7 protein-coding genes and 3 pseudogenes are annotated in these 13061 nt (G+C 36.2%); 4 read left to right on the forward strand and 6 right to left on the reverse strand.

What is annotated here, in order from left to right:
- Positions 1 to 2: 2 nt before the first annotated feature.
- Together AADV52_RS03015 and AADV52_RS03020 are read right to left on the reverse strand one after the other, a co-directional pair.
- Positions 3 to 1204, reverse strand: a pseudogene (locus AADV52_RS03015) (amino acid permease).
- 274 nt (positions 1205 to 1478) lie between these two features.
- Entirely contained in the window at positions 1479 to 1844 is a 366-nt protein-coding gene (locus AADV52_RS03020) for a pyridoxamine 5'-phosphate oxidase family protein (RefSeq protein ID WP_014563576.1), read from the reverse strand.
- A gap of 194 nt (positions 1845 to 2038) precedes the next feature.
- Here AADV52_RS03020 and AADV52_RS03025 point away from each other — a divergent pair, with 194 nt between their 5' ends.
- The 4 genes and pseudogenes from AADV52_RS03025 to AADV52_RS03040 all read left to right on the forward strand — a co-directional run bounded on the left by AADV52_RS03025 (position 2039) and on the right by AADV52_RS03040 (position 8501).
- The gene (locus AADV52_RS03025) at positions 2039 to 3985 is read left to right on the forward strand and encodes a M13 family metallopeptidase (RefSeq protein WP_014918786.1); all 1947 of its coding nucleotides are present in this window, start codon (positions 2039 to 2041) and stop codon (positions 3983 to 3985) included.
- 227 nt (positions 3986 to 4212) lie between these two features.
- Positions 4213 to 5345: pseudogene (locus AADV52_RS03030) on the forward strand (acetate/propionate family kinase); the annotation flags it as partial.
- A gap of 124 nt (positions 5346 to 5469) precedes the next feature.
- Entirely contained in the window at positions 5470 to 7155 is a 1686-nt protein-coding gene (locus AADV52_RS03035) for a hypothetical protein (protein ID WP_014918788.1), read from the forward strand.
- 175 nt (positions 7156 to 7330) lie between these two features.
- Positions 7331 to 8501, forward strand: a pseudogene (locus AADV52_RS03040) (IS256 family transposase).
- Positions 8502 to 8893: 392 nt separating this feature from the next.
- Here the strand turns inward: AADV52_RS03040 and AADV52_RS03045 are convergent.
- The 4 genes from AADV52_RS03045 to AADV52_RS03060 all read right to left on the reverse strand — a co-directional run bounded on the left by AADV52_RS03045 (position 8894) and on the right by AADV52_RS03060 (position 13024).
- Positions 8894 to 9658 carry an ABC transporter permease gene (locus AADV52_RS03045; protein ID WP_014918791.1) on the reverse strand — a complete coding sequence of 255 codons (765 nt, stop codon included), beginning with the start codon at positions 9656 to 9658 and terminating at the stop codon, positions 8894 to 8896.
- Position 9659: 1 nt separating this feature from the next.
- Positions 9660 to 10580: an ABC transporter ATP-binding protein gene (locus AADV52_RS03050; protein WP_107775336.1), complete on the reverse strand. Its 921-nt coding sequence runs from the start codon at positions 10578 to 10580 to the stop codon at positions 9660 to 9662.
- Between the two features lie 525 nt (positions 10581 to 11105).
- A complete protein-coding gene (locus AADV52_RS03055; protein WP_014918794.1) occupies positions 11106 to 11795 on the reverse strand; it encodes a YcaO-like family protein in 690 nt (229 codons plus the stop codon).
- Between the two features lie 50 nt (positions 11796 to 11845).
- Complete coding sequence (locus tag AADV52_RS03060) at positions 11846 to 13024, reverse strand: IS256-like element IS1201 family transposase (RefSeq protein ID WP_012211245.1); 1179 nt, start codon at positions 13022 to 13024, stop codon at positions 11846 to 11848.
- Positions 13025 to 13061: the final 37 nt, after the last annotated feature.

A 13061-nucleotide genomic window follows, 5' to 3' on the forward strand; every position in this document is an offset into this window, starting at 1 on the left:
TACTATTCTGCCTCTTTGACTACTTCATTGTCTTTACGCCTCAACCAAAAACGGTGTCCTAAGTAACAAACAAGCACAAACGGAATCGTGTAATACAGTGCCACTCTTTGCGTAGGATCAAACCAGATCAAAACGCATGATAATAAACTAGCAATAAAAGCAAAGTATGGCACAACAGGATACCAAGGAGTTTTATATTTTAATTCAGATAATTTTTTAATTCAGATAATTGATGCCCATCTTTTAAAAATTGCTTTCTAAAATTCAATTCTGCCCAAGCGATTGCCATCCAAACGAAAAAACTACTGCTAGTCCTGAAATTGAAACTAGGACTAAGTAAACTGTGTCAGCTGCGATCTTACTTGATACTAATGCAAATACACCGCCAAGCATGCTGAAGATTAATGCTAAACAGGAATGCCGTTTTTATTGGTTTTCTTAAAAATAGCTGGAATAGTTCCCTCATTGCTTAGAGACCATAACATTCTAGTAGATGCATACAAGCCAGAATTGGCAGCTAAAATAATTGCAGTCATCACAACAAAATTCATGATATTAGCCGCAAAAGGCACATGAATTGAATCGTAAACAAATGGACTTTGCGTAACGCCGGCAACCTTATATGGAATCAACGCAGACATTACAGCAATACTACCAATGAAGAAAATAAGCAACCGCCAAAGCGTTGTCTTGATTGCACTAGAAATAGCCTTTTGAGGATTTTTTGCTTCACCTGCAGTACCCCAATTAATTCAGTACCTGAAAAAGCGAAGTTTACTGTCAACATTGTTGTAAATACACCGCTGAATCCATTAGGAAACCAACCATTTCGATAAAAATTAGCCATCAAAATACTCATGAAGCCGGCTACTGAAGCAATAATCGCAGGACCATAGACGATGATCTGCATCCATCCTGCCATAAAGCCGCAAATTCGACCATACAGATTTTCAATATACACATATAAACCACCAGTGTATAGCATCTGGGTACCGATTTCAGCAATCGTTAATCCACCTGTCAGCGTGATCAATCCACCAAAAATCCAGGCGATAATTGCCATTGTACTTGAACCGGCACTATCCAATACGGAAGCATGCTTAAAAAATAAGCCTGAACCAATGATTATACCGATTACGATTGAAATGGCTGAACCAAAACCGATTGAACGTTTTAGGTTATTGTTAGGGTGTTTATCTGCCATAATTATTTCCTCCATGAAAAAAGCCTGAGCCTACTTAATTATCATGAGTAGGTTCAGGCTATGAATTATCTGTATGCCAAAACTACTCAAGTTCAACGGGAAGAACTTGAGCTAGATGAAGTTGAAGCTACATTGGCGTTAAGATAAAACATGATTTTTTCCTCTTTCAATTCATTTTTATTAGAAAATCATGAGCTTTTTAATATGGCAAGATATTTTTAAACAAAAAAGCTGGGGAAAATGTCCCAGCTTGATTGCTATTTTAATTAAGTTTTTATGCAAATACTTCTTCGATGTTTAAGTTAACTACGAATGCATTTGGAAATTCAGTCTTAGCTAAAACTTTCTTTGCGTAGTCATCATCTTCGTGAACTTCTGGAGTAGTAAGTACCATAACTGCAGTATGTGATGGAACATCAGCTGCAACAAGAGCAACCTTTGAACCGCGCTTAATGTTTTCGTAAGCTTCACCCTTGGTCTTTTCAAGGTATTGGAAGTGACTTGGATCTAAGACAGTCATTGAGCCCTTAGGACCAACTTGTGGGTTGCCGTCAGCATCAACAGTTGATAAGTAAACTAAGTTATTCTTGAAAAGATTTACTTGTTCTTCAGTAAGCTTGTTAGTATTTAATTTCTTCATAGATAATACATCCCTTCTGTTTTATCAATACACTATAAGTATACATCAATTTAATAGCAGGTGTTAGGGATGTGCTTACATCCTTATTTTTATTTAACAAAATGCTTTTATTACTATAAATAAGCAAAATTAAATTTTCATTTTATTTTAAAAAATGCTATGATTTAACCAACTAAAAAACAAAGGAGAAACATATGAATTTAGCAAAAATCCGCGGCGGTGCTGGTGATATCACCAAGCCCGATCTCAATGCCCGCATTCAAGATAACTTATACTTAGCCGTTAACTCTGACTGGATTTCTAAAGCCAAGATCCCTGCCGATCGTCCATTAATCAGTAGTTTCAGTGAAATTGATTTAAAAATCGAAAAAGAATTGATGAACGACTTAGCTGATTTTGCTTCTGGTAAAAAAGCTTTGCCTGATATTCCTAACTTTGACAAGGCAATCGAAGTTTATAAATTAGCTAAAGATTTCGCCAAAAGAGATGCCGATGGCTTTCAACCTGCTCAAGCTGATCTTGAAACTTTAATAAACTTAAAAGATGTCGATGACGTCAAGCAAAATCTAGCAAAATTATTCTTGCGCTTTAGCTTTCCGTTTTTATTCGAAGTTGAACCTGATCGTAAGAATACGAAGACCAATTCTCTTTCCTTTGACCGCAACTCATTGATCTTGCCTGACACTACTAGTTACCAATCACCTGCTGCTAAGCAATTGCTCGATGTTTGGCAAAAGCAAACCGAAAACTTGTTAAAGATGGCTGGTGTTGAAGAAGCTGCTGCTAAGAAATACGCCACTGATGCGATTGCACTCGATGCTAAAATCGTTAAGGTTGCAAAATCAGCCGAAGAACGTGCCGATGATGTAGCTCTTTACAACCCAATCAAGACTAACGAATTTGAAGAAAAGACTAGCTCTTTGAACTTGGGTCAGTTGCTTGAGCAGCTCTTTGAAAAGAAGCCAAATTACGTTGTAGTACGTGAACCAAAATTCTTGGACCACTTCAACGAATTATTTAATCAAGAGAGCTTCGATGAACTTAAAGGTTGGTTAATCTCTACCTTCATTAATAAAGCTGCCGCGTTTTTATCAGAAGAATTCCGTCAAGCTGCCTTCCCATTTAAGCAAGCTACTTATGGTCAAAAAGAATTGCCTAGTCAAGAAAAGGAAGCTTACTACAAAGCTAATAATTTGTTTGATGATGTAATCGGCGTTTATTATGGTCGCACTTACTTCGGCGAAGATGCCAAGGCCGACGTTGAAGATATGATTCATCGCATGATCGATGTCTACGAACAACGAATAACCAATAATGAATGGCTCTCACCTGCTACTAAGGAAAAGGCAATTACTAAGTTGCACGCCTTGGTTTTAAAGATTGGTTATCCTAATAAAATCGATCACGTTTACGATTTATTCCAAGTTACTCCAGCAAATGAAGGTGGCAACCTCTACAGTAATCAAGCAAATATTCGTGAAATCAGCTTGAAGCATAATTTCGATAAACTGTACAAGCCAGTTGACCGCAGCGAATGGTACATGCCAGGAAACTTGATCAATGCTTGTTACGATCCACAGAGAAACGATATTACCTTCCCTGCCGCTATCTTGGAAGCACCTTTCTACGAGATCAATGCTTCTCGTGCTACTAACTATGGCGGTATTGGTGTGGTAATCGCCCACGAAATTTCTCACGCATTCGACAACAACGGTGCCAAATACGATGAATTCGGCAACATGAAGAATTGGTGGACCAAGGAAGACTTTGCGGAATTTGAAAAGCGTACTCAAGCTGAAATCGACTTGTTCGATGGCATTAAGTATGGTCCTGTAACTCTTAATGGTAAACAAATCGTTAGTGAAAACATCGCCGACCAAGGTGGTTTAACTGCAGGTATTGAAGCTAATAAGAATGAACATGGCGACATGAAAGAACTATTCGAAAACTATGCTCGCATTTGGGCAAGTAAAGAATCTCCTGAAATCATTAAGACAATTGCCGCATTCGATGTTCACGCTCCAGGTCCTGTAAGAGTTAACGTTCAAGTGCAATGCCAACCTGAATTTTACAAAGCCTTCAATGTTCAAGAAGGAGATGGCATGTGGCTTGACCCTGCTAAGCGCGTAGTCATTTGGTAAATCTTTAATCAATAAATCTAAAATCCTATTAAATCTTGGTATTAACCTTGAATTAATAGGATTTTTTGCTTCATTAAGCATCGCTATTTCCTAGGTACATACAGTTTTCTTGATTTTTATTTATTTTTTAATTAGTATGGAAATAAATGTAAAGGGTTACATGGACTGGATAATGTATTTATTAAAGTATCAGTTATATAATTGACGCTACTTCACGTCACAAAAATAAAGGTATGGCTGATCGAGTCGGATTGGATGATTCATCCTTCACTATTAAGGTTAATGGTGAAAAACATCAAGAAAAAATCGCAATTCCAAACTCTGAAACTGCGGTCACGATTTTACTTAAAAAGCTCAAAAAATATAACTTAATTGATGATCCTAAAGAAATTATTGGTATCGGACATCGGATCGTTGCTGGTGGTGAGGAATTTAAAGATTCAGCTCTAGTTGATCAGGAAACGCTGCAAAAGATCTATGATTTGAAGCAATATGCTCCTTTGCACAATGCCGTAGAAGCCGATGTGATCAAAGCTTTTATGAAGTTCTTGCCAGATGCAGCTGAAGTCGCCGTCTTCGATACTTTATTCCACCAGAGTTTAGACCCTGTTCATTATTTATATTCCCTGCCTTACAAGTATTATGAAAAATATGGGGCAAGAAAGTATGGTGCTCACGGTATTTCCGTCAGATATATTAGTCAAAAAGTTGCGCAAATTTTGAACCTTGACATCAAAGATTTGAAATTAATAGTCTGCCACTTGGGATCTGGTGCTTCAATCACCGCTGTTAAAAATGGCAAGTCTTACGACACATCGATGGGCTTCACACCAGTAGCCGAAATCACTATGAGCTCTCGTTCAGGTGATGTCGATCCTTCCTTATTACCCTTTATTATGAAAAAAGAAGACATCAACATTGATCAGATGATGAAGATTTTGTACCATAAATCGGGCTTACTCGGTATTTCAGGAATTTCACCCGATATGCGTAATTTACGTAGTAAGCGTAATTTACGTAGTAATATGACTCCTCTTAAGGGTGAAAAGAAAGCCAGAGCAGATTTAGCTCGGAATATTTTTATTAATCGAATCATCCGTTATGTTGGTAGCTATATTCTTGAAATGGGCGGACTCGATAGCATCATCTTCACGGTTGGCGTTGGTGAACACGATTACGGCATCCGTGAAGGTGTCATGGATTCATTGAAGCTCTTAGCTTAAAGCCCGATCTAGCTGCTAACAAGAAGAATGATACATTCATCACTAAGAAAGATTCCAAGATTGCTGGTATGGTAATTCCAACCAATGAGGAGTTAATGATTGAGCGCGACGTAGTCAGAATCGCTGGATTGAAGTAGAATTTTGGATAGTAATAAGCATCTCGACTTTATTGTTGGGATGCTTATTTTTTCTGCTCGGATTTTGAAAAATGGTGTAAAATATGTCTTATTTTATTATTCATAAAGTCTATGAGGAGGAAAAATGTTAACCGTCGCACTTTTATACAATCTATTACCGCTCTTGTTAATGATTAGTATTATCATTTTCACACGACATAAGCTTCTACCCATCGGCTTAATGGCGTTAGTATACGTAATTGCATTTGGCATCACTTACTTTAGGTTAACATCCAAAAATCTGCTAAGTATCATTTGGGGAAATCTAGTCTATGGCATTATCTATACTGTAATAATCTATTTTTTACTGAATTTTACTAAGGAAGAACGTCCACGACAAAAACTAATTTTTAAAACGGCTTCAATCGCAATTGGTGTTTTAGCCATCGTTTCTGCTGGTGGATTTCTTCATTCATTCTTATCAGTTAAGCCTACTTGGAATTCGATCAATAAGGTTTATTCCAAAAGTAATGAAGCTCCAACCTTTAAGCGCGGTGAAACACCCATTGCTTTAGCACCAAAGACAGTCATTAACCGTGTGCGAAAAGCTTCTTCTGATATTCCACACAGTCAATATTATTCAATTTCAAATCAAGTTCAGGCACAATTTTTCAAAAATAAACCTGTATACGTAGTGCCTGTTGAATACAGTGGCTTTTGGCAAATGACTAAAGCTGGCAGCATCCCTGGTTACTTCATCATTGACGCCACCAGACAAAACGCGACGCCCCATTTTGTTAAGCGACCTTATCGCTACGCCACCAGTGCATATTTCAATAAAGATGCAGCTCGACAAATCTATCGCCACTCCACTAGTTGGCTTGATCTTGGCTCACCGCAATTAGAAATTGATAATGCTGGCAAGCCATATTGGGTGCAAACTTTGTACAAGTCAGAATTTCTAAGTCATCGCGTCAACTACAAGAAATTACATGTCGCAGTGATGAATGCTCAATCTGGTGCAGTTAAGATCTATTCAATTAAAAATATGCCAAAGTTCATTGATGAAGGCATTACTACTGCAATTGCCAATAAGCTAAATACTGATTTTGGTAAATACAAGTATGGATTTTGGAACTTCAGTAAAACTGGCGTGATGAAGCCAACTGGTAATGGCGTTGAAGACGGTGTAACCTCCGTTTTCAATCAAAATGGTACGATTAGTTACTTCACTGATTTCACCACTGATAAAACTGGTTCAGATTCTGCCCTCGGCTATAGCATGATCAATGCACGAACAGGTAAACTTACCTTCTATCGTGCTAACAATATCATGGACAGTGACGGTGCTAAAAATAATGCCAACCAAGACTATAAGGCGCAGCAATGGAAGGCAAATATGCCGATTCTATATAATGTCAACAGCCGCCCAACTTGGGTAATGACGATTCTTGATTCGACTAGCGCAATTCGTGGTTACTATTACTTAGACGCAGCGGATCAGAGTGTCTATGGCACCGGATCTACTCCAACTAGTGCAATTGATGCATTCAGACAAGCTCTGGTTAACAGTGGTGCCAAGATTGGTAATACTGATAAAGCTACTTTAAAAAATATTAAAGGAATCGTTGACCGAGTAGCCGTGGTTTCTAACCAAAACAAGGTGATGTTCACGCTGAAAAATAGCAATACCATCTATACTGTTAACACATCAGACTATGATTTTGCTAACTTGATGAGACCTAATGATAAGGTGAGCTTCAAGGCTAATATAGTTGCAAAGAAAAGCATTGGCAATGTAGCAGAATTTAAAGATGATAATTTAAGATAGACGTACGACGATATCTGTGCTTTTTAGCGTGGATGTCGTTTTTTGAGACTGTAAAATAGTTTGTGTAAGGATGAATGATTCCTTAATTTAATTTCTTAAAATATTAGAAAAAGGAGTTCCTTTCTCGTATGATTGGTTTGAACAAAAAAACACATACAGAAAGAAGAACTCCTTCATGAATGATTTTACCAAAAATATGGCACAAGCTCTATTCAATCAAGACAAAATAAACGATTTATTGCGCAAAGAACTCCAGCAAGCAGTTAATGACTTATTGGAAGCTGAACTGACTGCGTTTTTAGGCTATTGCCAGAACTGGCTGGAATACCGGCAATTCACGCAATGGTGCTTACTTTCGCAAAGTTGATACGCAATTTGGCGAGATTGAAACTCAGGTGCCTAGGGATCGCAATGGCATGTTTCATCAGCACACGCTGCCTGACTACAAGCAGCACTCCGATGTCTTGGAAAGCATGATTATCAAGCTATATTCTAAAGGCGTAACCACCAGAGAAATAGCCGACTTGATTGAAAAGATGTACGGCAGTCATTACAGCCCAGCTCAGGTATCTAACATCTCCAAGCAGATGATTCCAAAAGTTGAGGCCTATCATCAGCGCAAACTCAGTGACAAGTTCTTCTGCGTTTATTTAGACGCAACTTACATTCCTTTGCGTCGCATAACCTTTGATCGTGAAGCAGTTTATATTGCTATTGGCATCAAGCCTAATGGTCACAAGGAAGTTATCGATTACCGCATTGCTCCCAGCGAAAACGTTGAGAATTGGACGGAAATGCTTCAAGACATGAAGTCTCGCGGTCTAGAGCAGGTTGAGCTCTTTCTTTCAGATGGCGTTGTTGGTATGAAAACAGCGTTGGAGCAGACTTATCCGAAAGCTCATTTTCAACGCTGTCTAGTTCATGTCATGCGCAATATTTGCGCTAAAGTACGCGTAGATGATCGCGAAACGATCATGAATGAATTCAAGCAAATCCATCAACAGCCAAATAAAGAAGCTGCGATCAAAGTCTTGCACGCCTTCTATGACAAGTGGAACAGAGCTTATAATCATGTCATTAGAAACCTCAAGGAGATTGAACCTGATCTGCTGGTCTTTTATGACTATCCTAAACAAATCAGGGCCTCAATTTACTCCACCAATATGATCGAATCCTTTAACAACGTTATCAAGCGTAAAGCTAAGCCTAAAGCAGAGTTTCCAACTGAACAGTCGCTTGATACTTTTATTGGCATTCAGGCGATGAGCTACAACGAGCGCTATTTCAATCGAATCCACAAAGGCTTTGGTCAGGTTCAGGATACCTTAGAATCCTACTTTGATTAAATAAAAGATTAAAAAATTAATCTACGAGAAAAATCTATTTACACAAAAAATTTGACAGTTTCGAAAAATAGTATAGTTCCTGAATCCCAGATCGAAATCTTTTAAAAGAGATTCTTGAACTGAGCGCAAAACCCAAGAATCTTTGATTGGCTTAACTATCTGTCTCATATGTTATTTTATCTCCATGTTGCTAACTGTATTTAAGCATCATAAATGACTTAAAAATTTGAACCAAATAAATTTTAAAGACCATAGAATGCTCCTCTCAGCATTAACCATCTTCATTTTAGCTATAGTATCATTTTATGCTATTTTATAATTATAATACTATTGCTTTTTTATATTTAGGAAAATGTTGATATAGCAATATTTTATATAAACGATTCAAAGCACTAATAAAAAGATAAAGTTCCATTTTTCTTTACATATTTGTCAGTTAAATTAAACACTAACAATCCAATAATCAACCACAGTATGGCATTAAATATAGATCCGCTCAAATAAAATACTAAATTGTATGGGCGATTGTTAACTGCTAACCTCATCCAACTAACCATTGAACAGATTGGCAATAAACAAGATAAATATTTTGTAAGATTTGAGTAATTTTCAAAATTGATTAATAATACGCCTAAATAAATATATTGAAAAATTACTAAGGTACTGCCAATTCTTTTGAACCGTAAAACTAAGCTGACAATTAAGTAACCTAAACCAACCGTAGTTAGTAAAGCTAACATGAATGGAATAATCATTATTACTGGAAAACTAATCCAGTGATCAGAAAATGCCATTATAACGATTAATATTAAAATTGCTTGAACGAGTGCCAAAACAATATTAGCAATGCTTTTATTTAAAAATAGCCTTCTAGAAGAAATTGGCATAAGATATTGTTGTTCCAAAATACCACTTTTGGCATTATTCATTACCGCAGATCCCATTTGACTAACAGTATTTTCAATTAAACTCCACAAAACATAGCCAACTACCAAGGCATTTAATGATTTTCCTAAAACGCCACCACCTACAAGACTACCACCCCAAAAAATAGCCATAAACATTAAAATTAGTAAGAAAAAATCTGAAATATAATTAAAGAGGTATCTCTTGTATAAATAGAATTGACGCCAAAATTCAGCTTTAAAACTTGTCATTTTATTCTCCCGTATAATGTTTGAAAATTTCATCTAATCCCCTAGTCACAGTTTGTACTTTATTTATTGGTAATTCACTCAATAATTTAAAAACATGTGAAAGGGATACCTGCGGTTTAACACTCAAACGATAAACCCCATCAGCCTTTTTTGTAAGATTACAGCTTGCAAGTATACCTTCTTTTTCTGAAGTAGTAAGTTCTTGGCTAAAATGTACTTCAAAAACTTCTTGTTCATTCAGTTTCTCCAAACTATCTTTTACACTATCAGAAAAGACAAGCTTACCGTGATTGATTAATAAAATTTTATTAGCTACTTTTTGAGCAAATTCCATTTGATGAGTAGTAACTAGAATTCCTACTCCCTTGGTGGATAACATCTTTAGACTCTTAACCATTATTTGTGTAGCATTAAGATCTAAACCTAAAGTTGGTTCATCTAAAATTAAAAGTTTTAGTTCGGCAATCATAGCACAACAGATTCCCACAACCTGTTGCATACCTCTACTTAATCTGGTAATAGAGGTATCTTTCTTATTCAGTAGGCCAAACTGTTTGAGGAGAGCTTCTCCTCTTTTTTCTGCTTCTTTCTTGTTCAGACCACGTTGCCCTCCCCAATAAACAAAATTTTCCATTGGTGACAAAGCCCAAAACATATTTTTAGATCCTTCTAATAAAACGCCAGTATTTTTTAATAAAAAGAGATTATTGCTAGTTACATTTTTTCCGTCAAATACAATCGTCCCTTCATCAGGACTGACTAAATTAAGAATCATTTTTAATGTTGTGGTTTTCCCTGCACCATTAGGACCCAAGAAGGCAACAATATCACCGCTATCAACTTTAAATGAAATATCAGATACTGCCTTTTTGTGTGCTTTTTGATATGTTTTTGAAATATTATTTACAGATAATAAAGTCATGATTTGACCTCCTCTTACCGTTTAATAACTTCTATATCATATATAAGATGTATTAATGGACAAACCCAAACATTGACATACATAGCTAAAAGAATCAAACAAATATTTAATATAAGTAAGATTAGGAATGATTTAAAGCGATTTAAAGATATATATATGATATATATGTGATTAAACATAAATATTATGCTAATTAAAACTACTACTATACCAGGCGATTTGAAGATGTTTAAAAAGTACGGAACAGCTATGATTCTATATATTCCTTCTTCTAAAACGGCTGATAATGCTAAAAAATTATTTTTTCGAATTTCGATTACTACTAATATAAATGTAAGAACTATGATAATTATATTTAGCCATTTATATTGAAAAAACGAAGATAATTTCAACCTACCGTGTATTTCTATTAATTGAAATAATATCAAGCAAAAGAGGAAACAACTATATATCTTATAAAAGGACCACCTAGTATAAGCAAATATATATCCTGAAATTGTGCTTGAAAATAGGGTAATAAGAATATTAAGGCATAGGATGAATATAAAAACTATCATGAGCATACTTCCTTAATCTAGGATGATTTAGCTGAGGAAAAGAAGGATATGTCATTGCTAGAAATTCTGGTATAAATACTCGAGCTACTCTATATCCGTAAACATAAGGTGGAGTAATATCGAGAAAGGATGTTTGCGGTGCTATTTTCTTTAAATATTCTATTATTTCAGATAAATTCTTTACTGATTCATCATTATTTAGCTCTTGTACTAAATTAATCCTATGTAATAAATACTCTACATTCTTTTTATAATTTTTAGGGTTGGCAAAATACTCTACATTTTTATCGAAATTAATGATATTATCAATATTTATTTCTGAAAATCTAGAATTTTTAATAAAATTAGTTTCAGCCATCTTTATATCTGCTAATGCCTCAGAAAATGCACGAATTAGAGTTTCTTCTTTATTCAGGCCTCCTTGTAATCCGAAAGAAAGCGCAGGTATACCATTTTTATCTTTAGAGATAAGAAAAATGCCAAAGATATTAAGTGGAACTTGAGCATATTTAGAAATATCAATTATTAAACATCTATAATAATTTTTATAAATTCCTAGCAACTCAAATAATTTATCTGTTAAACTACGATCCTTTAATTGTTCCAAATAAATACCATTATATTTTTTAGCTGAATACCAGGAATACGAAACTGTCAAATCTTTTGTGTAAATAGATCTTTCTCATAGATTGATTTTTTATTCTTTATTTAATCAAAGTAAGATTCTAAGGTGTCCTGAACCTGACCAAAGCCTTTGTGAATTCGGTTGAAGTAGCGGTCATTGTAACTCATTGCTTGGATGCCAATGAAAGTATCAAGCGACTGTTCAGTCGGAAACTCTGCTTTAGGCTTAACCTTGCGCTTAATGACGTTGTTAAAAGATTCAATCATGTTGGTAGAGTAAATTGAAGCTCTGATCTGCTTAGGATAATTATAGAAGACCAGCAGGTCCGGCTCGATGTCTTTCAGGTTTCTTATGACATGATTATAACTCTTGTCCCATTTGGCATAGAAGGCATGCAATACATCAACAGCAGCTGCTTTATTGGCTTGCTGGTGAATCTGCTTGAATTCGTTCATAATTGCCTCGCGATCCTCCACGCGTACTTTAGCGCAGATATTACGCATGACATGAACCAAGCAACGCTGGAAATGAGCTTGAGGATAGGTCTTTGCCAGTGCTGTCTTCATGCCCACAACGCCATCTGAAAGAAAAAGCTCTACTTGCTCTAAGCCGCGAGACTTCATGCTTTGGAGCAGCTCCGTCCAGACTTCAATGTTTTCATTGGGCGCAATGCAGTAGTCGATAACTTCCTTGTGGCCATTAGGTTTGATACCAATGGCAATATAGACAGCTTCACGTTCAAAAGTTTCTCGGCGCAGAGGAACGTAGGTAGCGTCTAGATAAACGCAGAAGAACTTATCGCTAAGCTTACGCTTGTGATAGGCCTCTACCTTGGGGATCATCTGCTTAGAAATATTGGATACTTGAGCGGGGCTGTAATGGCTGCCATACATTTTTTCAATCAAATCAGCTATCTCTCTGGTAGTTACGCCTTTAGAGTAAAGCTTGATGATCATGTTTTCCAACACATCTGCATGCTGCTTGTAGTCAGGCAGCGTGTGCTGATGAAACAGGCCGTTGCGGTCTCGTGGCACCTGGATTTCAATTTTGCCAAACTGCGTATCCACCTTGCGAAAGTAGGTACCGTTCCTAGAATTGCCGGTATTCCAGCCGTCTCTTGCATAAGGATTATAACCTAAAAAGGCGGTTAATTCAGCTTCTAACAAGTCATTAACTGCTTGTTGTAATTCTTTACGCAATAAATCATTAATTTTGTCTTGATTGAATAGAGCTTGAGCAATATTTTTGGTAAAATCATTCATGAAGGAGTTCTTCTTTCTGTATGTGTTTTTTGTTCAA

It is taken from the genome of Lactobacillus helveticus (assembly GCF_046109915.1).
GTDB classification, from domain to species: Bacteria; Bacillota; Bacilli; order Lactobacillales; family Lactobacillaceae; genus Lactobacillus; species Lactobacillus helveticus.